Genomic DNA, 24,025 nt, shown 5'->3' on the forward strand with positions numbered 1-24,025 from the left:
ATCGAAGCAATGGTGGAACGCGCTGACATGAGCACGGTGGCGAAGAAGGTTCGACGGCATGGCGCCGCCTCGCAGCGGGGTGCCTATGCGACCGAATTCGCCTTGATCTTCCCCATTTTCTTCCTGGTCTTCTACGGCGTGCTGAGCTTCGGCCTGATCTTCACGACCCAGCAGTCGCTGACGCTGGCGGTCGAGGAGGGCGCGCGCGCCAGCCTGCGGTACTACATGCCTGCCACGGCGGGCGCCGGTTTCATGGCGCAGATGCAGGGGCGTCTGGAGCATGGCTGCGAAGTGGCGAAGCTGCGCGCGGCATGGCTGGGCGAGATTGGGGGCGGGGCGGTCACGCCGACGTGCACCGCCTCGATCAAGGGGCCTTGCCTGAAGGCGGACGGCACCATCGACACGGCATCGTCGTGCTCCGCGACGCTGGGGACGCCCGCCGCCGGATCATCGGTGGCCTGCGGCTACAGGCAGGAAGAAATGTGCTTCGCGACGCTGAACGTGAGCTATGCCTATAGCGCGAACCCCCTCGTGCCGTCGCTGCCGGGCACCTTTCTCGTCATTCCCGAGGTACTGAGCGCAACGGCCAGGGTGGCGCTGGATCCCGGCGCCTTGCAACTGGGTTCGTCCGGAGGTGGTGCATGAAATGCGCCCTGTTCGAATCCGTCCGGACGACCCGGTCGCAGCGAGGCATCGCCGCGCTGGAGTTTTCGCTGGTATGCGTGCTGTTCCTGGTGGTCCTGTTCGGGATCATCAGCTATGGCTGCATCTTCGTCGCCCAGCAATCGCTGTCGCGCGCGGCCGAAGAAGGGGCGCGCGTGGCCCTGCAGTCGAGGCTGGCGGGATTGCCGGAAGGGGCGTCGCTGCAGGCCGAGGCCTGCGGGGCCGTGGCGCAGTCGGTCGATTGGCTGACGCGGCGCCGCGCGGCGATGGGGCTGGCGCCCGTGTCCTGCGAGCTCAAGCCCTCGCAGGCATGTACCTACGCCGCGGGGCTGCGCTGCGCGTCGCTGGTCGTGACCTATGTCGACTACCGGAAATATCCGCTCATACCGGAACTGCTGCCGCTGGGCAATTGGCTGCAGTCGCTGTTCGGCGAGAACACGGCCTGGATCCCGCAGCATCTGTCGGCCGCGGCAACCGTGCAATTGGGAAGGAATACGTCGGGCTCGTGACCGGGGCCGACGCGTGAGGTTTTTTTCGAGTATCGAGGCGACAAGCAGATGAACAACGTAACCAAGATCGTCGCGGCCATGCTGGTGTTGTTGGCCGTGCTGCTGGGGGGCTATGCCTTCGTGTTGGCCACCAAGCCGGCACCGGTAGCCAAGCCGGCTGCTGCCCCCACGCCGCTGTCCGAAAAGCGGATTCCGGTGGTCGTGGCGGACAAGCTGCTGCCGGGCGGGGTGCCCATCGACACGGGCGCGCTCAAGGTCGTGGAGTTGCCTATCGATCCGGCCGGCGCCTACCGCGCGACCAGCGATCTGTCGGGCAAGATTCCCAAGTTCGACATCGGTCCCGGCACGCCCGTGACCGACAGCATCCTGGTCAAGGGCCTGACGCTGCTGCTGAACGACGGCGAACGCGCGGTGGCGGTGCCGGTCGACGAGGTCGTCGGCACGGGCAACCGTGTTTCGCCGGGCGATTTCGTGGACGTGTTCTTCACGCTCCGCCAGGGGCAGGATGTCTCGCGGACCCAGGCCAGGCTGCTGTTGTCGCGCTTGCGGGTGCTGACCTATGGCAGCGCGTCGGCCGCGGGCGATGCGCCATCGGACGACGGCGCGACGATGGTGCGCGCGAACAATCCGCCTCCACCGGCACGCACCGCGGTGCTTGCGGTGCCCACCGCCGATGTGAACCGCCTGCTGCTGGCAACGCAGAACGGCAAGCTGCAACTGGTGCTGCGCAATCCCACCGATGCCACCGCGCCCGACGCGAGCCTGTTTCCCGAGCCGCCTCCGGTGCTGGCCGGCAAGAGCGGCCTGACCAAGGAGCAGCGCGAGGCGCTCGAGCTGGCCGACAACCAGGCGTATGCCGGCCTGGAACTGACGGGCCTGTCGGGTGGGGCGACGAAGCGGCCGGCGCCGGTTGTGCAATACCGCCCGCGGCCACCCGCCCCCGCGCCCAAGGTCGAGAGCAATACGGTGGAAGTGGTGCGCGGCACCAAGCGTGAAGTCGTCGGGTTTTAACGGGTAGAACCTCAATGAAAATCAGCAAACAGGCTTTCGTGCGGCGTCTGGCGCCCCTGGCCATGGCATTGACGCTGTCCTTCGCCGTGCCGGCGCGCGCTGCCGACGAGAGCGGTCCGCGCCAGATCTCGGTGGCGGTGCGCGATCAATATCAACTGAACATTCCCGGCAACCTGGAGCGGGTGTCGGTGGTCGATCCCGACGTGGCCGACGTCGTGATCCAGAAGGGCAGCGGCGGCCGCAAGGGCGGGGTACTGGTCGTGGGCAAGAAGCCCGGCACCACCATGGTGTCGGTCTGGCAGCGCGGCTCGGCGGCGCCCCAGGCCTATCTCGTCCGCGTGACGGGCGATCTCGCCACGCTGCTGGGCGAAGGCGACGGTGCCAAGGCCCAGGTCTACGGAGATGCTGCCGTGCTGAGCGGACAGTCGCCGTCGATGCTGTCGCATCGCCGCACCGTTGCGGCGGCCAACGATGCCGTGGGCGGTGAAAACGTATTCGATGCTTCCACCATCGAGACCGGTGGCGTGGTCCAGGTGGAAGTGAAGGTCGTGGAATTCAGCAAGCAGGTATTGAAAGAGGCCGGCTTCAACTTTTCCGCCTCCAACCGGCGCGGCAGCTTCAGTTTCGGCCTGGCCAGCGACCTGGCGCCCACCGGCAAGGCTTTCGACCTGACCCTGGGGCTGACTCGAGGCAATTTCCTGCTCGACACCAATCTGCGGCTGCTGGAAACCAACGGCCTGGCGCGCGTGCTGGCCGAACCCACGCTGGTCGCGCTGTCCGGCCAGAGCGCCAAGTTCCTGGCGGGAGGCGAACTGCCCGTGCCGCAGGCCGGGGGCCTGGGCACCACCACGGTCATGTACAAGCCGTTCGGTATCGGCCTGACGCTCACCCCCACGGTGCTGGCCAAGGATCGGATCGCGCTGAAGGTGGCGCCCGAGGCCAGCGATCTGGACTGGACCAACGGCATCACCCTGAACAACATCCAGATCCCGGCCATCATCACCCGCCGGGCCGACACCACGGTCGAGCTCGGCGACGGCGAAAGCTTCGTGATCGGCGGACTGGTGTCGCGTTCCACCACCTCGAACCTGGACAAGCTGCCGTTCCTGGGCGACCTGCCCATCATCGGCACTTTCTTCCGGAACATGAAGTATTCGCAGAAGGAAAAGGAACTGCTGATCGTCGTGACGCCGCATCTGGTCAAGCCCCTGGCCAAGGGCGTCAAGCCGCCCATGCCCGGCGCGAACGAGAAGCGTGACTCGGCGGCCAATGCCTGGGGCCATTTTCTGCTGGGTGTCGCGAGCAATGATGAGTTGCCTGGTTTCTCGAAGTAGTCGCTTGGTGCCAGGTATCTGTAGGAGTCGTATATGAACGCCCCGAGCAAGGAGTTGGCGAGCTTGCTGGACACTCGCCGTTTCCTGTTCTTCACCGGCGACAGCTTGTCGGCACAGCGGCTGGCCGCGGTGCTGAGGCACGATGGCGTGGTCGTTCAGGAGGACGTGGTTCCCGATAGGCTGTCGGCGCGCCTGGCCGAACTCGGGCCGCAGATGGTGTTGCTGGATTTCGGCGCCGACGACAGCGAACCGGGCAAGCTGCTGCACGCCAGCGACCTGGCGCGGACGCTGGCGCGCGTGGCGCCCGCGCTGCCGGTCGTTGCGGTCGGCAGCATGATGCGGCCGCAGGGGGCCGTGGCTGCCCTGCGGGCGGGCGTGCGCGATTTCATCGACCCGGCCGACGAGGCCGAGGTGCGCGACGTCGTCCGGCGCGTGCTCCAGTCTCATGCGGGCAGCAGCGTGCCCGGTCGTGGCCAGATGGTCGTGCTGCTGGGTGTGCGCGCCGGGCTGGGCACGACCACGCTGGCGGCGCACCTGACCACGATGGCGCAACTGCACGGCGAAGCCGGGCAGGCCGCGGAAGGGCGGCCGGCCAGCAGCTTGCGTGGGCCCGCGGCACTGCTGGACCTGGGCCTGCCCGTCGCCGACGGCCAGCTCTACCTGAACGTTTCAGGCAGCTTTCATTTCGCCGAGGCGGTACGCAACCTGCGCCGCTTCGACGAAACCCTGGTCAACACCGCACTCACGCGCAGCGCCAGCGGCGTGGCCGTGATCTCGCTGCCGCGCGACCTGGCAGAGATGCGCACCGTGTCGCACGCGGATTCGCTGGGACTCCTGGACCGGCTGCGTCAGCACTTCGGCCTGCTGGTGGCTGACGTGGGCGGATTTTCCAACCCGGATTTCGTGGCCGGCATGGTGCGAGCCGCCGACCAGGCCTGGATCGTGACGGACCAGTCGGTGGGAGCCCTGGTGTCGCTGGCCGACGTCCTGCGCGACCTGGACGGACGCGACGTGGATCGCGCCAGGATGCGGCTGGTGGTGAACCGCTACGACGAGCGCTACGGCATGACCGCCAAGCAGATCGCCCAGCGGTTCGACGTACAGCTGCTGGGCACGCTGCCCGACCGCGCGCTGGCGTTGATGAACAGCACCAACCAGGGCCGGCTGCTGCACGAGGTGGCGGATCGCGATCCCTACGTGCGGGCCGTGCAGGGCCTGGTGGATTCGCTCGGGGCCTATGACCAGGCCTTGCCGCCGGGCACCAAATGGCTGTCGCGGTGGCTGCCCAACCTGCACAAGCACTTGGTGACGCGATGAAGAAAGATTCCGGTTTGAAGCGCGCGTATACGCGGCGGAGAGTGTGATCATGACGGCATCGATCGAGTTTGCCGACGATAGTCCGGCGTTTGCCAACACCCAGCGCTTCCAGGACGTCAAGGCCGCGGCGCACGAGCATCTGCTGTCGCGTATCGAGGAACTGGGCGCGGAGTTCGGCCGCTGGTCCCGGACCGCGATCCAGCAGTTCGTCGACCTGGAGGTCGACAGTTTCGTACGGCTGCGGCGGGTCCCCATCAACGAATCCGAGCTCCGGCAGGTGGCGGCCTCGTTGACGAAAGAACTGGCCGGGCTCGGCCCGCTGGAAGACCTGCTGGCGGATCCGGCGGTCGAGGACATCCTGATCAACGGCTACGACAACGTGTTCGTGTCGCGCCGTGGCGTGTTGCAGCGGGAAGTCCTGCGTTTCAGCGACAACTCGCACCTGCTGCGCATCGTGCGCCGCATCCTCGCGCCGCTGGGCCGGCGGCTGGACGAATCCAGCCCCATGGTGGATGCGCGCCTGCCGGATGGGGGCCGCCTGAACGTGGTCATCGAGCCGCTGGCGGTGGATGGCCCCATGGTGTCCATCCGGAAGTTCCGCCAGGATCCGCTCAAGCCCGCCGACCTGCTGGCGCTGGGTACCTTCAACGAAGAGATCCACCGCCTGCTGAGCCTGGCGGTGCGGGAACGCTGCAACATCCTGGTCTCGGGCGGGACCAGCTCAGGCAAGACCTCGCTGCTCAATGCGCTGGCGTTCTTCGTGCCCGAGACCGAGCGCGTGGTCACGGTCGAGGATACCGCGGAGCTGTCGCTGAACCATCCCCACGTGGTCAGGCTGGAAGCCCGCCAGGGCGGCTTCGACGGCGCGGGCCAGATCACCATCCGCGACCTGATACGCAACAGCCTGCGGATGCGGCCGGACCGCGTGGTCGTCGGCGAAGTCCGGGGGCCCGAGGTCATGGACATGCTGCAGGCCATGAATACCGGCCACGAAGGGTCGATGGCGACCATACACGCGAACTCCCCGCGCGAATGCCTGTACCGGATGGAGATGCTGGCGGGATTCGCGGGTTTCCAGGGCAGCGAGGACAGCCTGCGCCGGCAGATCGCCAGCGCGCTGGACTTCATCGTGCAGATCGCCCGCCTGTCCAACGGACGACGGCGCATCGTGTCGATCTCGGAAGTCACGGGCATGGGCGATAACGTGATTTCCACGCAGGAACTCTACCGCCACGAGAGTTTCGTCGGTCCCGACGGCGAAGAGAAGGATCGCTGGGTGTCGCTCGGCATCCATCCGCACACGCCCAAGCTGGCCAAGTACCGCGACCAGTTGCGGGTGACCATGGCGCCCGAACCGCCCCAGGGGGGCGGGGGCGGTTTCTGGTCCAGGGGACGATGATGTCCGCCCAGCTTCTTTCGGTGTTGTGCATCGCGCTGCTGCTGGTGGCGGCAGGGTTGTGGCTGTGGCAGAGCGCGAGCGAGCGGGGTCGCCGGCAGGCGACCAGCGCCTTCGTCGAGGAACAGCTCAATCGCTCCTTCGACCCTACGCGCGCGGTCGTCGCCACGGCCCAGCAACTGTATCCGCCGGTGCGCCCCCGGGGCGTGCGCGGGCGGTTCCAGAACATGTTGCTGCGCGCCGGCATCGAGCCCGGTCCGGCTTTCTACGGCCCGTGGCTCGTGGCGCTGGTGGCATTGCCCATCGTGGCGCTGTTGTTCGGCGGCGGTCTTGCCGCCGTGGTGACGTTGGCCCTGGTGGTGCTGGCCGTCCTGTTCCAGCTGTGGTGGCAGGCCGACAAGCGCCGGCGGAAGATGGTGCGTCAATTGCCGGGATTCATCGACGCGCTGGTGCGGCTCATCACCATCGGCAACAGCCTGGGATCGGCTTTCCAGACGGCGGTTTCGTCGGTCGATGCGCCATTGTTCGAAGTGCTGGAACGCGCCAACCAATTGAACCGGGCAGGCATGGAGCTGGATGCTTCGCTGGTGCATGCCGCGCGGCTCTATCGCTTCTATGAACTGGAGCTGGTCGCGGCGGTCATCGGCGTCGCATTGCGTTTCGGCGGTCGCAGCGACGTGGTGCTCGAACGCATGGCGGCCTTCATGCGCGACCTGCAGCAGGCGCGCGAGGAACTGCATGCGCTGTCGGCCGAAGTCAGGCTGTCGGCATGGATCCTGGCGCTGCTGCCGGTATTCGTCGCGGGGTTCATCGTCATCTTCAACAACGCCATGTTCGTGGGCATGTGGACCGACCCGGTCGGCCAGAAGATGCTGGTGGGCGCCTTCGCTTTGCAACTGGTCGGCTCTTTCTGGCTGTACCGCATGGCCAAATCGGTTTGAAGCTATGTCTACACAATTGTTGACCGCCGTCTCCCTGGTCCTGTTCGCCGCCGCCGCGCTGCTAGTGGGTGTGGCGATCCTGGTCCGCGGCTCGCGGCAGACCCGAAGCCGGCAGGTGGTGGACAGCGCCATCACTGCGCGGACCAATCCCGTGCTGGACGACGCCCTTGCCAGCGTGGCGTCGCCAGTCCGGCGCGGACGCGTGAGCGCGATGTTCGATGGCGCCGCGCAACTGGGCGAGAAGTGGGAACGAGGCAAGCTGGGCAACTATCTGCTCGAGGCCGAGGATCGGCAACTGATCGACCGATGCGGCTTTGGCGATCCGGCGCGCGCGCGTTCCCTGTTCATCTTCGCGCGGGTCGTGCTGGCTGTCGTCGTGCCGCTCCTGGCCTGGATGTTCGGCGGTGGCGGCGCGCTCGGAACGATGCTGTCCCTGTTCCTGGGGTTCGCCCTGGGCTACATGGTGCCGAAGTGGGCGCTGCGCCAGGTGGCGGCCTCGCGTACCCGCAAGGCCAAGGAAGAACTGCCGCTGTTGATCGACCTGCTGCGCCTGCTGCAAGGCGTGGGCCTGTCCATCGACCAGAGCTTGCATGTGATCGTGACCGAGTTCCGCACGGTGCTGCCCGTGCTGGCCGCGGAACTGGAGATCGCCGTCAACCAGCATGCCCGCGGGCTGTCGCGCGAACAGTCGCTGCAACGGCTGGCCACCGGTTTCGGCAACGAAGACCTGGCGGCGGTGGCGCGCCTGATCGTGCAGGTCGACCGGCATGGCGGAGCGGTCCAGGAACCCCTCAAGCAGTTTTCCGAACGCGTGCGCGAACAGCGGCGGATGGAGTTGAAGGAGCGCGTCGGCAAGCTGACGGTCAAGATGACGGGCGTCATGGTGCTGACCTTGTTGCCCGCGCTCATCATCGTCACGGGCGGTGCGGGATTCCTGGCTGTCTTCCGCGGCCTGGCGAGGATGGGAGGCTGAGATGACCGGGTCGATTCATTGCCCGGCGCGCATGGCCGGGTTGTTCGGGGTCTTGCTGCTGGCGGCGGGATGCAGCTCCACCGCGCCCTCGGGCTACGGCGTATCGGCGCCCAAGTTCAACGACGAGGCCATGATGCGCCAGCAGGTCGCGAACGACGAGCCGACGGCGGACAGTCGCGGCATGTATCTCTCGCTGATCCGGGAGATGCAAGGCAAGGGGCTCTATTTCGCGTCGCTGGCCCACATCGATGCGTTCGAGCAGCGTCATGGCGCGGCACCCGACGTGGAACTGCTGCGTGCCCATGCGCTGCGTGAGGCCGGGCAGTCCGAGGAAAGCGCCGTGGTCTATCGCCGCCTGCTCAAGACGGAAGTCGGCGCGGCGGCCGCACAGGGGCTGGGGCTGCTGGCGGGCGCGCGCGGCGATTATCCGGCCGCGGTGGTGTCGCTGCGCGAGGCGGCGCGCCTCGATCCCACCAATGCGCTGATCGTCAGCGACCTTGGCTACGCCTTGCTGCGCAATGGCGAAACGTCCGCTGCCAGACTGCCCCTGGCACAGGCCGCCGAACTCGCGCCGGAAAACTCCAGGATTCTCGCCAACCTGGCCTTGCTGCTGCTGGTATCGGGTGACGCCGGGCGGGCAGGGACCGTCATGGACAAGGCGGGCCTGTCGCCCGATGCGCGCGTGGCGGTGCGCAAGCTGGCCGACGATATCGCGCGCGGCGCTTCCCGGACATCCCGTCCGGCCGCGGTCGTGAAGGCGGATCCCGTCCCGGCCGCGGCGCCGGTGGCCAGTCCGTTCCCGGTCTCGTCCCTGGCACCCGAAATGTCCCGCGTACCCATGGCTCCTCCGCCCGAGCAGGCGCCGGCGGCACGCGGAGCGGCCGTGGTCAGGGCCGCAGCGCAGGAGTCCGCATCCATGGAGCCCGTGCGCGAGCCCCCGGTGCGGCCGGTTTCCGCGCCCATCCTGCAGCCGGTGCGCGCTCCCATGCAGTCCATGCTGGACCGGTTCAACTCGACCACCCCCTGATGCCGGCATGCCGAGGCGACCGGATCTTCTTCAACGATGACGAATACAAGTGGAATCAAGGCGATCATGAAATCTACCAGCCAATGCCCGCACGGACAGTCCGCTTCCCGGCATGTCAGCCGTTATCTGGTGCTGGCCGCGCTGCTGGCGGCCCCCCTGGCGCATGCGCAGAGCAACGCGCCGGTGACCGGTTCCATGCTGCAGGAGACGCCGGAGCAGCGGGCGCGCATGGAGCAGGCAGCGCGCCAGGCCCAGGCGGAAGAGCAGGCCCGGCGCGCGGCGGCCGCGCAACAACAAGCCGCGCAGGCACAACGCGAGGCGCAACTGCGCGCGGCCCCGCAGCAGGGGGCGGCGTCGACGCCGGCCGCGTCCCGGCCCGCTTCCTCGGTCGTGCGGCAGGTGCCGGGGCCGGGCCAGGCGCCGGCCGCCTCCGCCCAACCAGCGACCACGGCGCGCCCCCAGGCCGTGCAGTCTTCCGAGCAGCGCGTAACGACGGTGGTCACTCCGCAAGCGGCGGCGCCCGCCCAGCCTGTGGCAGCTGTCGCCGCGCCCGCTGCTGCTGCGCCCGCTGCCGTACCGCGATCGGAAGCAGCCGTGGCCACGGCATCCGCCGCGCCGCAGGGCAGGAGCCGGCCCAACGGCGATGTGACGAGCGAGGTGGTGCGCATGCAGGCCGAAGGACGCCAGGCAGGCCAGGCGCTGCCCATGCTGGGCGCGACCGCGTCGCCCAGCTGGAAGCGCTACATCGACAGCTTCTCGCATCCCATCCCCCAGTTCTACGAGACGACCTCGCAGCCGAAGCAATAGGCAGGTTTTCATGACACCGCATCGTCGTATCCCCTCGTCCGTTTTCCGGGCACCGCCGGCGCGCCAGCGGGGATCGGTGCTGATCGCGGCTGCGGCGGCGATGCTGGTATCGGTCACGCTGCTGGCTTCGGCGGACCTGGGCTATCTCTTCTACATGAAGCGGGAGCTCCAGAAGACCGCCGACCTGGCGGCTTTGGCCGGTGCCCAGCAACTGGAGCGGGACAGTTGCGTCGCCGCGAGCGCGGCCGCGCGCGGCAATGCCAACCTGAACCTGCAACGATTCGGGCTGTCGATGGGAACCTCGCCCGATCCGGTATGCGGGCGCTGGGATCCGAATCCGGATGCGGCCAAGAACACCGTGCAGGCCATGGAGCCTCCCTCCGAATCCTATAGCGGGACCGGCGGCAAGAAGTATTTCGGCACGCCCAAATCCTCGGTCGGCTTCAATGCGGTGAAGGTGGCCATTTCCCAGCAGGTCCCCCTGGTGTTGCCGTTCCTGGGCAATCGGTCGCTCTACGCCGAGGCCATCGCCGTCCAGGAAGCACCGATCGCATCCTTCTGGGTCGGCTCGAAACTCGCGACCACGAATTCCCAGACCGCCCCCTTGTGCGTGCTGCTCCGGGTCGTGGGCGCGAACCTTTGCGAAGACCTCAGCATCGGAACCTATGCCGGCCTGGCCGGCGTGAAGATCACGCCCAGCGGCTTGCTCAAGCAACTGGGCATCCCGGTGGGCGCGGACCTGAGCGTAGGCGAGTTGAACAGCCTGCTGGCCGCCCGCAAGGTCGAACTCGGGCAGTTGCTGAACGCCATCGTCAGCCTGGCGAACCAGAACAGCCTGCTGGGCCTGAACGCTTCGCTGCTGAACGCGTTGACCGCCAAGCTGGGCATCGATACGCTGCTGGTCCAGCTGGGTTCGAACAGCGTCACGAGCGGACTGTTCGCGCTGATCCAGGCGCCCAGCGCCGGTTCGGCGCTGAACGTGGACCTGGACGCGCTGGGGTTGTTGACCGCCGCGGTCGGCGTCGGCGTGTCCAATCATGCGGTAACCGTCAATCTGGGACTGCCGGCCGCCGTGAGTTCCGCCGTCGGACTCAAGACCAACGTGCGCGCCAGCATCATCGAACCGCCCTCGGTCGGCATAGGCGGCCTGGGTACCAAGGCCTACACGGCCCAGGTCCGCACCTTCGTCGACATCGCGACCGACGGCGGGCTGGTCGGCGGCCTGCTGGGGCTGCTCGGCACGCAGGTCAAGCTGCCCATCGTGCTGGACGTGGTCAGTTCGCAAGGCACGCTTACCGGCATGAGCTGCACGGCGCCGGCCAAGGCCACGATCAAGGTCGATTCGTCCATCGCCAAGCTGTGCATGGGCAAGATCAACGAATCCACGCTGTGGTCGACCCACGACGTCTGCGCGACCGGCCTGCAGGACGAGACCTTCGTCAAGCTGCTGGGCATCAACCTGCTGCACGGGCAGGTCAAGCCCGACATCCTGGCGCAGGATCCGGTCTACACCACCCTGGAAGTGGACCAGACCAAGACGGTGGGCCGGAACGAGCTGCCGCTGGGCGACACGGTGCAGGACCTGGTCAACCAGTTGCTGGCGCTGTTGCTGGCGCAGTCGTCCGCGGGCCAGGGCGCCCAGCTCGAAGCCTTCCCCGCCGACACGGCCACGCAGGTGGCGGACAAGTACCTGAACCAATACGGCTACACGCCCAGCGTGATCGAACAGAAGCTGCTCGGGGACGGCATCACCTGGCCCCGTCCGTGCGGCCTCCTGGGCCTGGGGACCTGCGCCATGCCGACGCTCTGGCGCCAGACCGTCACGCCGCTGCTGGGGTCCTGCAACCAGGCCTGCATGCGGACCGAACTGATCAAGGCCTTGCAGACGAGCGCCAGCAACGGCTTGCTGGGCGGGCTGCTCAATGCCGTGGGCGATCTGTTGGGCAGTCTGCTGGGCGGTGGAGGCAGCGGCCAATCGCAGAACCTGCTGCAGGCCATCCTGAGTCCGCTGGTCGGCTTGCTCAAACCCTTGCTGAACGAAGTGGGCAAGCTGCTGGCCAACCTGCTCGACGGGCTGGTCGGCATCAAGATCGGACAGACCGACGTGCATCTCATGTCATTGGAATGCGACAACGTTCGACTCGTCTATTGAGCGCGAACGACAACGATGGAGGGAACGGGCGTACCGCCATGAAGACACGACCTTCACAAGATGATCTCGACGTTTACGTCTGGGAAGGCAAATCGGATATTGCCGACCGTGTCGCACGGGCGCTGGCCAACTTCGACGTGGATGTGATACGGGCGGACAACATCGCCGTATCGCGCGACGTGACGAGTGTGCGCATGTCGGTCGCGATCATTTCGGTCACGGTCATCGACCGTCCGAGTTTCAGCGTCAGCGACTGGCAGGCCGGGCATGGCATGCCGGTGGTGTGGGTGGCGGCCGAGGCCCGGAACTCCGACCCGCGCGTCTATCCGCCCGAGTACTCCAATGTCCTGACGGCGGATTTCACCGCCGCCGAACTGCGCACGCTGGTCTTCAAGGTGGCTGGCGTGGTGCGGGAGCAGGGCGCCCGCGCCAAGGCGGCCGAGCCGCTCATCGCCACCTCCGCCTGCATGCGGGTCTTTCTGTCGGAGGTCGAGGCTTTCGCCGATTGTGATTCGACGGTGCTGATCCGGGGCGAGACCGGCGTGGGCAAGGAGCGCGTGGCGAGGCTGTTGCACGAGGGGCATCGCCGCTACGGGAAGGGCCCGTTCGTGGCGGTCAACTGCGGCGCGATTCCCGACGGCCTGTTCGAATCGCACTTCTTCGGCCACGCCAAGGGGGCTTTCACCGGGGCGACCTTCGCGCACAAGGGATATTTCGAGCAGGCCCATGAAGGCACGTTGTTCCTGGACGAGATCGGCGATCTGCCGCTGTATCAGCAGGTCAAGCTGCTGCGCGTCCTGGAGCAGAGCTGCGTGACCCGCCTGGGTTCGACTGCCGAGATTCCGGTGGATTTCCGTCTTGTGGCCGCGACCAACCGCGACCTGCGCGAACTGGTGCGCCAGGAGCTGTTCCGGGCCGACCTGTACTACCGGCTGGCGGTGATCGAATTGCAGGTGCCGAACCTGGAAGAGCGTGGCGCGGTGGACAAGATCGCCATCTTCAAGGCCCTGCTGGGACAGATCCTGCCCGAGCAGGAGGACGAGGTGCCCGACTGGCTGGCGGCGCTCGTCACGCGCACGCGCTTCCCGGGAAACGTGCGGGAATTGCGCAACGTGGCAGAGCGGGTGGGCGTGATGGTCAGGCAGTTCCGGGCCTGGGACCGGGAACGCATCGGCCGCATCTTCGCGTCGCTGTCCGAAGGCGTCATCCCGGCCAACGAGCGCAGCCCGCAGGAGCTGGCCGAGCGCAACCGGATCATCGGCGCGCTGGATGCCCATGGCTGGCGGCGCCAGGATACCGCCAATTTCCTGGGAATCAGCCGCAAGGTGCTGTGGGAGAAGATGCGCAAGTACCAGATCGTCGGCCAGGATGCGGAAGTGGCGGGCGAACTGGACTGACTGAAGCGGCTTGGCGCCAAAAAAGACTCAATAAAGAGCCCACGGCGCCGTACTTTCATTAAAATCGGACACGCTTTGTTACGGCCAGGCCGACGAACTCGATATGACCAAGGAAGCTGGAATGAAAATGAGGACATGCAGAATGTTCCGACAAGTGGGGATCGTACTGTCGCTTTCCATGGCATCCCTGGGCGTTTCCGCCCAGGTGGTCCAGAACACGACCGCCAAGCCAGGGACGCAGGCCGCGGCCCAGGCCGCGCCGGTCCGGCCCGTCGACGCGGCCCAGTCGGCTTCCAACAACAGCACGATGGCGGAACTGCAGCAGCTCATACAGAACCGTACGCTGAACGAACTGCGCACCACCTACAACGGCAACTACGGGGCCAGCCTGCTATTCAAGGCGGATGACCTGACCTATTACGTGGCGATGTTCCAGCAGAAGAACTTCTGGCGCGTGGTCAAGACCACGTCCGAGGCGCAGGCCGAGCAGACCTACAAGGCCTTTGTCGAGCAGACGGTGCAACTGGCCGACGTGGATATCCGCCGCATCAAGCTCGACGCCGAGCGCGCGGTGACCGAAAAGCTGATCAGTGCCAACGAGACGCGCCTGAACGCGCTGCAGAACGACCTGACCATGCAGCGCCAGCAGGAGCAGCAGGTGGCGGCCCGCCAGGAGCAGGCCCGCCAGGAAGCCGCCGCGCTGGCCAACGAGCGGCAGGCCGCGCGCGAACAGCTCAACACCCTCCAGCGCCAGATCCGCATGCTGGAAGAGCAGCAGACCAAGCTCGACAGCGCCAACAGCGTGACGAGCCAGGACGGCCGGCGCGGCCGCTGAGCCTCGATCGCCGCGCAGTGCCGGAACCGGGGCCCCAGGCCCCGGTTTTCATTTCGGAGCGCCAGGAACCAGCAAGGCTGCCAGCCCCAGCGCCGCGCCGGTCGCGCATATCGCCTGCCACTGGCCCAGGCTCCATGCCAGGCCGGCCAGTGCGGATCCGGCCGCGCCGCCAAGAAAGAACAGGCCGACGAACAGCGCGTTGATGCGGCTGCGCGCCGCGGGGTCGAGCAGGTTGACGGCGCGCCGTCCCAGTGTCTGGTCGCCGGTGACGCCGGCATCCAGGACGATGGCCGCCAGGCCCATCGCGATCCAGGACGCATGGCTGCCGTGCCCGGTGTTTCCGGCCCAGGCCGCCAGGGCAAAGGCGCCGATCATGCCGAGATGGGAGATCGCCGTTACCGGCCGCGTCCAGCCCCGGTCGCCGGCCCGGCCCACCCAGGGCGTGATGAAGGCGGCGGCCGCGCCCACCAGCGCGAACACGGCGATGCCGCGTTGTCCCACCGAGTAGGGCGGCTGCGCGAGGCGCAGCGCGACCGCGGTCCAGAACAGGCTGAAGGCCGCCATGCTGAGGGCAGCGCTGGCCGCGCGCCGGCGCAGGACCGGTTCGCGGCGCAGCAGCGATCCCAGCGACACGATCAGATCGAGGTAGCGCGGACCGGGCGGCGGCAGCCGGTCGGGAATGCCGCGCACCAGCGCCCGGCCGAGCGCCAGCGAGGCCATGGCGCTGGCGGCATAGAACGCGCGCCAGCCCAGCGTGTCGGCCAGCAGGCTGGCCAGCGGACGGGAAAGCAGGATGCCGACCATCAGGCCGCCCATGATGTCGCCGATCACCCGCCCCCTGATTTCGGGGCCCACCATGGCGGCGGCGATGGGCACCAGCACCTGGATGACGGAACTGGCCGCGCCCAGGACGAACAAGGCCGCCAGCAGCAGCGCGGCGAAGGGGCTGCACGCGGCGGTCGCCGCGGCCACTGCGGCGACCGCCAGCATCGCGAGCACCAGGCGGCGGTGCGGCGCCACGTCCGCCAAGGGCACGAGCAGGAATAGTCCGGCCGCATAACCCAGCAGCGTGGTCATGGCCATCAGGCCCGACGCCATCGGTGCCAGGCCCAGCGAGGCGCCCATGACGCCCACCAGTGTCTGCGGCGCGAAGAGATTGGTGACGAGGACGCCGGTGGCGGTGCCGAACAGCAGCACCGGGGGCCGGGTCGATAGAGACGCGCGAGGGGCCAGGGCCCCGGATTTGCCGCAGGTGGTCATGCAACGCTCCGTTTGATAAATTAATTGCATATCGAACGGAAACTTTATTTTTCTATCGCATGATCAAGCAATTCAATCCTTCGCATCATCATTATGCGCAGATGTCATGAATATCCATGACCTGGAAGCTTTCGTGGCGGTGGTGGAGACCGGTTCCATCGTCGGCGCATCGGCCCGCCTGCACCTGACGCAGCCGGGCGTCACCCGCCGCGTGCAGAATCTGGAGGAGCGCCTGGGCGCGACCCTGCTGGACAGGCAGTCCAAGCCCCTGAAGCCGACGGCGGCGGGCCGCGAGGCCTACGAGCACGGACGGCGGGTGCTGCGCTCGCTGGATGATCTGAAGGCCGGGGTGTCGCCCCACGGGGAAGTGCAGGGCGAATTCCGGCTCGGCATCATGCCCTATTTGTCCGAAGCCGCGCTGATGCAGCCCTTCGATCGGCTGCGCACCGATTTCCCGGCGCTGACCCTGCGCGTGACCTCGGGCTGGTCGCCGCGCCTGGTGGAGCAGGTCGCGCGCAGCGAGCTGGATGCCGCCGCGGTGTGCCTGGCCGACGGCGTGCCGCCGCCCGAGACCCTGGTGTGCGACGACCTGGGCGCCCAGCGGGTGCTGCTGGTTGCCGCGCGTTCGCTGAAGGTGCCGCGCCGTCCGGATCTGGAACAGCTGTCCCGCTTCCCCTGGGTCATGAACGAGAACGGTTGCGGCTTCCGGGCCTTCATCCGCCATCGCTTCGAGGCGGAGCGGCTGCCTTTCCAGGTAGCGGTCGAAGCGCTGAGCGTGGACCTGAGGATGTCGCTGGTGGCACGCGGCTTCGGCATCGGCATCGTGACGCCCGCCGCATTCGCGGGCGGCGCGTGGCGCGACGAGGTCCAGGTCATCGCGTCGCCCGATTTCCGTCCCTGCGTGCGCGCCTGGCTGTTGCACCGCGCGCCCGCGGGGCGGCTGGCGCGGCCCATCGCCGCGTTTCGGGAGGCGCTGGTCGATGTGTTGAGGGAGCCGGACTCGTTGCGCGAGCCTTGACCGCTGGTGGGTAGCCGGCCAGCGGTCAGGGCTCAGGTGGTGGACGTGGCACGGGCCGGAGCATGGCCGGCATCCGGGCGCCGGTCCACCCAGGCCAGCACGGCCAGCACCGCCAGCGCGGCCGCCGCTGGCGCGACCGCGGTCAGCACGATGTCCCGGGGGCTCCAGTTCAGCGCCAGCATCAGGCCACCCAGCGCCGGTCCGACGATGGAACCTATGCGGCCCGAGGCCGCGGCCCAGCCCACGCCGGTGGTACGGAGTTCCGGCGGATAGTAGGACACCGCCAGCGCGCTTTGTCCCACGCACCCGGTGATCAGGCCGGCGCCCATGCCGCCGATCACGGCCAGCACCTGCCCAGGCGCCAGCGCGACCTGGTTCACGACCAGTATCGAAGCGATCGCGATCAAGGTCGTGATCGCCAGGAGCCGCTTGACGCCCAGCTTCGCCACCAGCGCCATCATCGCCAGGCTGCCCAGCAGGCCGCCCATGCCGAAGGCGGCCGTCGCGGCCGGCGCCTGCGCGCGACCGAAGCCGAACTCGGCCAGCAGCGTGGGTATCCAGAAGGTCAGGGCATAGGCGTCCAGGAAGATCAGGAAGGCGAACAGCCAGAGCAGCCAGGTGCGCAGCCGCCACCGGCGGTCGAACAGCGCCGCCACGCTGCCGCCCTGGGCCGGCCGGGAGGCACGGGTTGCCGGGCCGCGGCCGGGAAGGACCTTCAGGAATAAGGGCAGCAGCACCAGCGGAAGGATGCCGCCTATCAAGAACACCGAGTGCCAACCGTACTGCCGCATCAAGGGCACGCCGGCCATGCCGCCGATGACGGCTCCCGCCGACAGTCCCGCCGCCACCAGCATCGCCGCCGTTTCCTTGTAGCGGGCCGGCGTCGCGCCGGCGGCAGCCGACACCGCCACGGGCAGCGCGCCGCCCAGACCCACGGCCGCGACGAAGCGCAGGGCTGCCAGCACGGGGACATCCGGCGACCAGGCGGACAGCAGCGTGCCCAGGCCGAATATCGCGACACTCAGGCCGCCCACCGTGCGTTGTCCCCAGCGGCCGGCCAGTGGACCGCATGCCAGATAGCCCACGACGGCGCCCACGCTGGTGGCGACGAAGGCCGGCGTGAACGCCGCGGGCGGCAGGCCCCATTCACGCGCCAATGCCGGCGCGACGAAGGCGATGGATGTGGTGTCCAGGCCGTCCAGCAGCACGACCAGGAAACAGATCGCCACGATACCGATGCGGGCAAGGCGCGAACGCGGAGCGTCGCCGGACGCGGCGGCCGATGCGGAGGAAGTGTCCATGGTGGTCCTTGCGAAGAAGGGATTCAACGCGGCGCGTGCCGGGCCTGGATGAGGCGGTCGATATGCAGAACGGCGCCATCCTGTCCATGGCTGGGCCACGGCGGCAACGTCGCGCGATTGGGATCGCCGGTGCTGGCAAACGCGGCGCAGATGTCCTGGAAACCGTGGCTGAGGTCGGCAAGCTCGGCGGAGTCGGCACCAGCCACCATGGGCGCGTCCCGCCAGGTGGCCAGGTTGCCGAACAGGAAGGGCAGATCGATGCAATGGCACGCGCCGATGCCCGGTGTAGGCGACTGCCAGTCGAACTGATAGACGAAAGGCGCGCGGCCCTTGGCGGCCAACGCGCGGGCATACGCCAGCGTAGGCTCGATGAAATCCAGGCGTGACCGCAGGTCCGTCAGCGCCGCGAGAGGCGTGCCCGGCGCCCGGCTGGCGCGCGCCTGCTCATACCGCTCGCCACCTGTCTGCCCGTAGTGGACGTGATATACCTCGCGCACCGTGTCCGCCGGCAGGCCGCCCATGACGGCGTCGCCCACATAGAACGCGGCATTTTCTTCGCGCGTGTAGCCGATGATGGTGTCGCACCAGGCGCCGGCCCCGGCGGCTGCCAGCGGTGGAGCGGCGATGACATCGCCGTCGACAGTCGGCATGAATGGCGGCGTGACCTCCCCGGTGCTGGCCGGGACGGTCTGCCGCAGTACCTGCAACTGGGCTTTCAGGATGGCGTCCACCGGCAGCCGCGACAGGTTGTCCGGCGTTGCGGTCTCGATTCCCGCGGCGCGGGTGAACATGTGCGCCACTTCGCGCTTCTGCGCCGGCGCCTGCAAGGCCACGCCCAGCGGCGTGCTCATCATGATGGCGCGGTCGAACCACTCGGGGCCGTCCGCGCGGGTCTGCAGCGCAGCGATCGAGTACGCGCCCGCCGACTGTCCCGCCACCGTGACGTTGGCAGGATCGCCGCCGAACGCGCCGATGGCGCGCCGTATCCACGACAGCGCGGCCATCTGGTCGCGCAGCCCCAGGTTGGCGGGTGCGATCCCGGGAATGGGCAAGAAGCCCAGCACGCCCAGGCGATAGGTCACGTTGACCACGATCATGCCGGTGCGCTCGGCCAGCACGGCGCCGTCGTAGCAGGGCAGCGAACCGCCGCCCGTCATGAAGGCGCCGCCGTGCAGGAACACGAACACCGGCGCGCGGGATGGGCGGTCGATAGGTACCCAGATGTCCAGGTGCAGGCAGTCCTCGTCCTGCCGGGCGGGATAGTCGCCCATGACCTTGGCCAGCCTCGACGGCAACTGCGGCGGGATGGCCGCGGGCGCCGTCGCGTCGAACCGGCCATCGCCTTCGGCCAGTGGCCGGGGCGGCGCGAAGCGGTGGCCGCCGGTGGGGGGGCAGGGCGTAGGGCACGCCCAGGAAACGGACCACCTTGCCCTCGCGGGCGCCCAGCAGGCGACCGTAGGGCATGTCCACGACGCTTGGATCGTTCGGGTTCATGGCATGGCTCCCCTTTGTGGTGAAGGAAGCGTAGCATCGCAAACTGCTCGAGTTCGTTCTGTTATTGGAACGTCAACGTACTGGAAAAGGAACGAATCCATGCGCGGCCTGGACGACATGTACGTGTTCAAGATGGTGGTCGACCATGGCGGCCTGTCGCCCGCCGGACGGCAGATGGGCGTGGCCAAGTCCACGCTGGCGCGCAGGCTGGCCGACCTGGAGCGCCGCCTGGGCGCGCCGCTCTTCCACCGTGGCCCCAGGCAGTTCGTGCTGACCAGCTTCGGACAGGAGTGCTACCGGCAATGCGCACGGGTGGCAGCCGAGGCCGACAGGCTGCTGGCACTGGCCGAACGCCTGCAAGCCGTGCCCACCGGATCCCTGCACGTCATCGCGCCGCCCTACCTGAGCGAGATCGCGGTCGAAGGACTGGCCACCGAGTTCGCGCTGGCTCACCCCCACGTACGGCTCCATTTCGAGGCCAGCGCGCTCATTTTCGATCCGCGCTTCGTTTCGGCCGACCTCGTCATCTATCCCGCGTTCGAAGCGCTGCCCGACGCCGACATCGTCGCGCGCAAACTGATCACCAGCCCCTTCGCCCTGATGGCCAGCCCGGACCTGCCCGGCCTGGACACCTTGGCGGACCCGTCCGGCCTGGCCGCCATGCCCTGCCTGGGCTTCGGGCGCAAGGCCACCGAGTGGCTATGGCGGCTTCGGCGCGGCCGCGAAACCAGCGTCGTGCGCTTCGAACCGCGCTTCACCACCTACCACCTGTCGGCGCTGTTGCAGGCGGCGCGCCAGGGCCTGGGCATCGCGGCGCTGCCCCTGGACCTGTGCGCGGACGAATTTCGCCGGGGCAGACTGGTGCGAGTCCTGGAGGACTGGCTGCCACCGCCGGTCAACATCTTTGCCGTCTATCCGGGGGGCAGGACCCTGACCACCGCGGCCCGGTCCTTCCTGGACATGCTGGTGCAGCGCCTGCCGGGCGCGGATTTCGACGTCTCGCAGACGTCACGGGGCAGGGCGCAGCAGGCTGGCAGAGCGGGGCGAAGCCGGGCGTCTGGCCGGGGTTGATGCGGGGTTTGCAGGTTTTGCAGCCCTCGATTTGCAAGCCGAAAAAAGTGTCGCTATAATTTCATTTCTTTGCAGCGCCCGTAGCTCAGTTGGATAGAGTACTTGGCTACGAACCAAGGGGTCGTGGGTTCGAATCCTGCCGGGCGCGCCAGAATTACCCTGTTAAATCAGGGATTTAAACGGCTTGAGGTCCACGACCCTCAAGCCGTTTTTCTTTGCCTGGGAGATTTGGGGGCGCCGCCTGCTTGGATGGCATCAATCTCGCGCAGGCGTGCGTGCGGTATCGGCTGACATCAGTGGGTGCGCATCCGGGCCGAGTTGCGCCCAGACAGCAAAGCCATCCCGAGGGGTGGTTTTTTCGTTGAGGCCAACTGGCCTGGCTTTCTTCCAGGAACGACAGTTGCTGCCCCGTCTCCTCCTTCCAGGAGGCCGACATGCTGACTATCAACGACGTTCAAGATGCGATGCGAGTCTGGGACGAGGCCCATGTCGCAGTCCACGACTATTTCGGAAACAACGACATCCTTGATCCGCACAGCTGGACGAGATGGCAGGATCTGGTCGAAACCGAAAATCTGGCGCGCACGCAGGCCTTGACGACCATCAACAGCTATCGAGGGTTGGAGCAGGCGAAGTAGGGGGTGCGATATATAGCTAGAAATTGAGCTGTTCCGGGCTGATGCCCAGCGCTGCCGCAATTTTTTCCCGAGTCGATTTGCGCAGACGGTCGCTGCTTTCCTGTTGAGCGTAGGCGGACTGGCTGATGCCCAGACGCTCGGCCACTTCAGCTTGCGTAAAGCCGAGATGCTCGCGCCACGCGCGAACGGGGGTGGCGCCGTCCACGGTTCGGCTGATTACGTCGTGAGGAATCAAATCCTTGCCGACGTTGCGCTGCGCCATGTATTCGCCGTAAGGGATCACCACGAAGGCGGGTTTGCCGTCCGCGCCGTTGATGACCTGGATATTAATACGTGCGTTCATCGCGCTTTTTTATCTCCTGGATTTCGATGATTCTGATCTCCCCGTCCCAATCGAAGAAGATCCGGTAGTTCCCGACTCGAAGGCGGTAACCATACTGTTGGTTGACCAGGGACTTGATGTTCTGACAATCCGGCATTGCCGACAGCGCGGAAATGCCATCACGAATCGATGCCTGATGAGGCCGATTGATCTTGCGCAATTGCTTGGCGGCCTTCAGGGTCCAGACGATCGAATTCATTAGTATTATAAGTTAATTATAAGTTTTATGCGTGATCTGTCCAAGTGCGCTTGACGAGGTCACCCGCCGAGCCGACGGCGCATCATTAACCACGATGAACATGGCCGACAACGTGGCAAAGGACATCTTGGTCCAGTTTCACGTGACCGCCGCCATGCCGAGCAAGTCCCCATGCGACGATCGGTCGCGTCCCATCCCCCGCGTTTCTCCACCAACCCCGGGTACACTGGCTGTGTCGAAACGCTGCCCAGGGGTGCGGTTTCACGCCGTTGCCCCACTGACCCATGCCATTCGTCAACTACAAATACAAAATCCTGGGGGGACTTGCCGCGATGGCCCTGTCGGCGCCGTTGTCGGCCCAGCAGCCCGAGAAGCTCGAGCCGGGCACCATGGCGGGACGCATGGCGGCCTGTACGGCCTGTCATGGCGAGCAGGGCCGCGCCGGGCCAGATGGCTACTACCCCCGTATCGCCGGCAAGCCGGCCGACTACCTGTACAACCAGCTCGTCTATTTCCGCGCCGGCCAGCGTCAGTACCGGCCCATGCAGCATTTGCTCGAGAACATGTCGGACGAGTACCTGAAGCAGATCGCGGTGTGGTTCTCGGACCAGCATCCTCCTTATCCCGATCCCAAGCCATCGCGCCTGCCCGCCGCCACGCTGGAGCATGGCCGGCAGCTCGTGATGGAAGGCGATCGTGCGCGCGGGGTGCCCGCATGCGTGTCCTGCCATGGGCAGGCGCTGTCCGGTGTGTTGCCGGCGGTGCCGGCGCTGCTGGGCCTGCCGCATGACTACCTGAGCTCGCAGTTCGGCGCGTGGACCAACGGCCTGCGCAAGGCGATCGCGCCCGATTGCATGGCGGACATCGCGCGTCGCCTGACGCCCGAGGACGTCAGCGCGGTGGCGGGATGGCTGTCTTCGCAACCGGTGCGCGAAGTGGTGCCGGCCGCCAGCCTGCCCGAGCCGATGCCGATGGAGTGCGGCAGCCAGGTGCATGTGGGGAGCCGGCCATGAACAAGCGCGGATTCCTGCTGGGTGTGCTGGCGGTGGCCGTCGTGGCGGTGGGGACGGTGTTCTGGATGGGGCATCGGGAGTACGACACGCCTGCGCGGACCATGGCCGCGGAGGATGGCGGGCAGCAGATCGAGCGCGGGCGTTATCTGGCTCGCCTGGGCAATTGCGTGGGGTGCCACACCGCGCCCGGCGGCGAGGCCTTCGCCGGCGGCCGTGCGCTGGCGACGCCGTTCGGCACGTTCTATGGCCCGAACCTGACGCCCGATCCGGAGCACGGACTGGGCAGGTGGAGCGCCGATGATTTCTGGCGCGCGTTGCACCAGGGCAAGGCGCCGGATGGCAGCCTGCTGTATCCGGCCTTTCCGTATCCCAGCTATCGCCACGTCTCGCGCACGGACGCGGACGCGTTGTTCGCCTATCTGCGTTCGCTGCCGCCGGCGGCGCGGGTGAACCGGCCGCACGAGCTAGAGTTCCCCTATGACCAGCGCTGGCTGGTGGCGGTGTGGCGGGCCTTCTATTTCCGGCCGACGTCGGACGAGCCGGCACCGGCGGAGCCGTCCGAGGCCTGGCTGCGCGGACGCTATCTGGTCCAGGGCCTGGCCCATTGCGCGGAGTGCCACACGCCGCGCAATCGCCTGGGCGCGATGGCGCTGGATGCCGGGCTGGCCGGTTCGCTGATCGGCGGGCAATCCTGGTATGCGCCGCCGCTGACGGGCGACCGCGTGACCGGCCTGGGAGACTGGACCCGGCAGGATGTCGTCGATCTGCTCAAGACCGGCATCTCGCCACGTTCGCACGCGGCGGGGCCGATGGCCGAGGCGGTCCATCAAGGGTTCCAGTACGCGAACGACGCCGACCTGGATGCGATGGCGGTCTATCTGAAGTCGCTGCCGGCGGTCGGCACCGATACGGCCTCGGTGTCCGCGGCCGCGGCGCCGGCGTTGATGGAGATCGGCGGCAAGCTGTACGAACAGCACTGTGCCCAGTGCCACGGCGCCGATGGCAAGGGGCGCCCGCCCGCCTGGCCGCCGCTGGCGGGCAATATCTCGGTGGTGGCCGCGTCGTCGGACAATGCGGTGCACATGGTGCTGTCGGGCGGTTTCGCGCCGGCCACGGCGGGCAATCCGCAGCCGCACGGCATGCCGCCGTTCGGCCAGTTGCTGGGCGACCAGGACGTGGCGGCCGTGGTGTCGTTCATCCGGCAGAGCTGGGGCAACCAGGCCAGCGCCGTCAGTCTGCCCGAGGTGCGCCGGGTGCGCGAGGCCGTGCGATAGGGCCCGGTCCGGC

General features: G+C 67.5%; 23 protein-coding genes and 1 tRNA gene. 19 read left to right on the plus strand and 5 right to left on the minus strand.

Going from position 1 to position 24,025, the window contains the following annotated elements; all coding sequences use genetic code 11:
* Positions 1-9: 9 nt before the first annotated feature.
* The 13 genes from N5K27_RS01580 (at position 10) to N5K27_RS01640 (ending at position 14,362) form a co-directional block, all read left to right on the plus strand.
* Positions 10-645 (plus strand): TadE/TadG family type IV pilus assembly protein, encoded by a 636-nt coding sequence (locus N5K27_RS01580; protein WP_087839324.1) that lies wholly within the window; start codon positions 10-12, stop codon positions 643-645.
* Positions 642-1,172 (plus strand): TadE/TadG family type IV pilus assembly protein, encoded by a 531-nt coding sequence (locus tag N5K27_RS01585; RefSeq protein WP_087839325.1) that lies wholly within the window; start codon positions 642-644, stop codon positions 1,170-1,172. Before N5K27_RS01580 ends, N5K27_RS01585 begins: the two co-directional genes overlap by 4 nt.
* 48 nt (positions 1,173-1,220) lie before the next feature.
* Complete coding sequence (gene cpaB, locus N5K27_RS01590) at positions 1,221-2,183, plus strand: Flp pilus assembly protein CpaB (protein WP_087839326.1); 963 nt, start codon at positions 1,221-1,223, stop codon at positions 2,181-2,183.
* A gap of 14 nt (positions 2,184-2,197) precedes the next feature.
* Positions 2,198-3,517: a type II and III secretion system protein family protein gene (locus tag N5K27_RS01595; RefSeq protein ID WP_279814104.1), complete on the plus strand. Its 1,320-nt coding sequence runs from the start codon at positions 2,198-2,200 to the stop codon at positions 3,515-3,517.
* Between the two features lie 33 nt (positions 3,518-3,550).
* Positions 3,551-4,834 (plus strand): MinD/ParA family protein, encoded by a 1,284-nt coding sequence (locus N5K27_RS01600; protein WP_132979978.1) that lies wholly within the window; start codon positions 3,551-3,553, stop codon positions 4,832-4,834.
* Between the two features lie 49 nt (positions 4,835-4,883).
* Complete coding sequence (locus N5K27_RS01605) at positions 4,884-6,233, plus strand: CpaF family protein (RefSeq protein WP_132979979.1); 1,350 nt, start codon at positions 4,884-4,886, stop codon at positions 6,231-6,233.
* Positions 6,233-7,171: a type II secretion system F family protein gene (locus N5K27_RS01610; RefSeq protein WP_165963197.1), complete on the plus strand. Its 939-nt coding sequence runs from the start codon at positions 6,233-6,235 to the stop codon at positions 7,169-7,171. The genes N5K27_RS01605 and N5K27_RS01610 overlap by 1 nt, the downstream gene beginning before the upstream one ends.
* 4 nt (positions 7,172-7,175) lie before the next feature.
* Positions 7,176-8,144 (plus strand): type II secretion system F family protein, encoded by a 969-nt coding sequence (locus N5K27_RS01615; RefSeq protein WP_087839331.1) that lies wholly within the window; start codon positions 7,176-7,178, stop codon positions 8,142-8,144.
* Position 8,145: 1 nt separating this feature from the next.
* Positions 8,146-9,171 carry a tetratricopeptide repeat protein gene (locus N5K27_RS01620; protein ID WP_087839332.1) on the plus strand — a complete coding sequence of 342 codons (1,026 nt, stop codon included), beginning with the start codon at positions 8,146-8,148 and terminating at the stop codon, positions 9,169-9,171.
* Positions 9,172-9,237: 66 nt separating this feature from the next.
* A complete protein-coding gene (locus N5K27_RS01625) occupies positions 9,238-9,978 on the plus strand; it encodes a DUF3613 domain-containing protein (protein WP_176400763.1) in 741 nt (246 codons plus the stop codon).
* Positions 9,979-9,988: 10 nt separating this feature from the next.
* Positions 9,989-12,130 (plus strand): TadG family pilus assembly protein, encoded by a 2,142-nt coding sequence (locus N5K27_RS01630; RefSeq protein WP_087839334.1) that lies wholly within the window; start codon positions 9,989-9,991, stop codon positions 12,128-12,130.
* Between the two features lie 38 nt (positions 12,131-12,168).
* The gene (locus N5K27_RS01635; protein WP_087839335.1) at positions 12,169-13,527 is read left to right on the plus strand and encodes a sigma-54 dependent transcriptional regulator; all 1,359 of its coding nucleotides are present in this window, start codon (positions 12,169-12,171) and stop codon (positions 13,525-13,527) included.
* A gap of 142 nt (positions 13,528-13,669) precedes the next feature.
* Entirely contained in the window at positions 13,670-14,362 is a 693-nt protein-coding gene (locus N5K27_RS01640) for a DUF2968 domain-containing protein (RefSeq protein WP_243724554.1), read from the plus strand.
* Between the two features lie 48 nt (positions 14,363-14,410).
* Here the strand turns inward: N5K27_RS01640 and N5K27_RS01645 are convergent, their stop codons facing one another.
* Positions 14,411-15,622: an MFS transporter gene (locus N5K27_RS01645; RefSeq protein WP_087839336.1), complete on the minus strand. Its 1,212-nt coding sequence runs from the start codon at positions 15,620-15,622 to the stop codon at positions 14,411-14,413.
* A gap of 106 nt (positions 15,623-15,728) precedes the next feature.
* Here N5K27_RS01645 and N5K27_RS01650 point away from each other — a divergent pair, with 106 nt between their 5' ends.
* Positions 15,729-16,640, plus strand: a complete 912-nt coding sequence (locus N5K27_RS01650; protein WP_087839337.1) for a LysR family transcriptional regulator — start codon at positions 15,729-15,731, stop codon at positions 16,638-16,640.
* A 32-nt stretch (positions 16,641-16,672) separates the two neighbouring features.
* Here the strand turns inward: N5K27_RS01650 and N5K27_RS01655 are convergent, their stop codons facing one another.
* Both N5K27_RS01655 and N5K27_RS01660 read right to left on the minus strand, forming a co-directional pair.
* Positions 16,673-17,941, minus strand: coding sequence for an MFS transporter (locus tag N5K27_RS01655; RefSeq protein WP_217896316.1), 1,269 nt, complete (start codon positions 17,939-17,941; stop codon positions 16,673-16,675).
* Between the two features lie 23 nt (positions 17,942-17,964).
* Positions 17,965-19,422 (minus strand): carboxylesterase family protein, encoded by a 1,458-nt coding sequence (locus N5K27_RS01660; RefSeq protein WP_279814249.1) that lies wholly within the window; start codon positions 19,420-19,422, stop codon positions 17,965-17,967.
* A gap of 112 nt (positions 19,423-19,534) precedes the next feature.
* On the opposite strand from N5K27_RS01660, the gene N5K27_RS01665 reads away from it, so the two are divergent.
* From N5K27_RS01665 to N5K27_RS01675, 3 genes are all read left to right on the plus strand, one after another.
* Positions 19,535-20,506 carry a LysR substrate-binding domain-containing protein gene (locus N5K27_RS01665; protein ID WP_087839339.1) on the plus strand — a complete coding sequence of 324 codons (972 nt, stop codon included), beginning with the start codon at positions 19,535-19,537 and terminating at the stop codon, positions 20,504-20,506.
* 74 nt (positions 20,507-20,580) lie between these two features.
* A tRNA-Arg gene (locus tag N5K27_RS01670) sits at positions 20,581-20,657 on the plus strand.
* A gap of 283 nt (positions 20,658-20,940) precedes the next feature.
* On the plus strand, positions 20,941-21,144 hold the full coding sequence (locus tag N5K27_RS01675) for a hypothetical protein (RefSeq protein WP_087839340.1): 204 nt from the start codon (positions 20,941-20,943) through the stop codon (positions 21,142-21,144).
* Between the two features lie 16 nt (positions 21,145-21,160).
* On the opposite strand, the gene N5K27_RS01680 is transcribed toward N5K27_RS01675, so the two are convergent.
* Positions 21,161-21,487 (minus strand): helix-turn-helix transcriptional regulator, encoded by a 327-nt coding sequence (locus tag N5K27_RS01680; protein WP_087839341.1) that lies wholly within the window; start codon positions 21,485-21,487, stop codon positions 21,161-21,163.
* Positions 21,471-21,725, minus strand: a complete 255-nt coding sequence (locus N5K27_RS01685) for a type II toxin-antitoxin system RelE/ParE family toxin (RefSeq protein ID WP_087839342.1) — start codon at positions 21,723-21,725, stop codon at positions 21,471-21,473. The genes N5K27_RS01680 and N5K27_RS01685 overlap by 17 nt, the downstream gene beginning before the upstream one ends.
* Before the next feature lie 332 nt (positions 21,726-22,057).
* On the opposite strand from N5K27_RS01685, the gene N5K27_RS01690 reads away from it, so the two are divergent.
* Both N5K27_RS01690 and N5K27_RS01695 read left to right on the plus strand, forming a co-directional pair.
* Positions 22,058-22,738: a c-type cytochrome gene (locus N5K27_RS01690; protein WP_243724572.1), complete on the plus strand. Its 681-nt coding sequence runs from the start codon at positions 22,058-22,060 to the stop codon at positions 22,736-22,738.
* Positions 22,735-24,012 (plus strand): cytochrome c, encoded by a 1,278-nt coding sequence (locus tag N5K27_RS01695; RefSeq protein ID WP_087839344.1) that lies wholly within the window; start codon positions 22,735-22,737, stop codon positions 24,010-24,012. The genes N5K27_RS01690 and N5K27_RS01695 overlap by 4 nt, the downstream gene beginning before the upstream one ends.
* Positions 24,013-24,025 lie beyond the last annotated feature (13 nt).

The organism is Pigmentiphaga sp. GD03639, assembly GCF_029845405.1.
GTDB classification, from domain to species: domain Bacteria; phylum Pseudomonadota; class Gammaproteobacteria; order Burkholderiales; family Burkholderiaceae_B; genus Pigmentiphaga; species Pigmentiphaga daeguensis.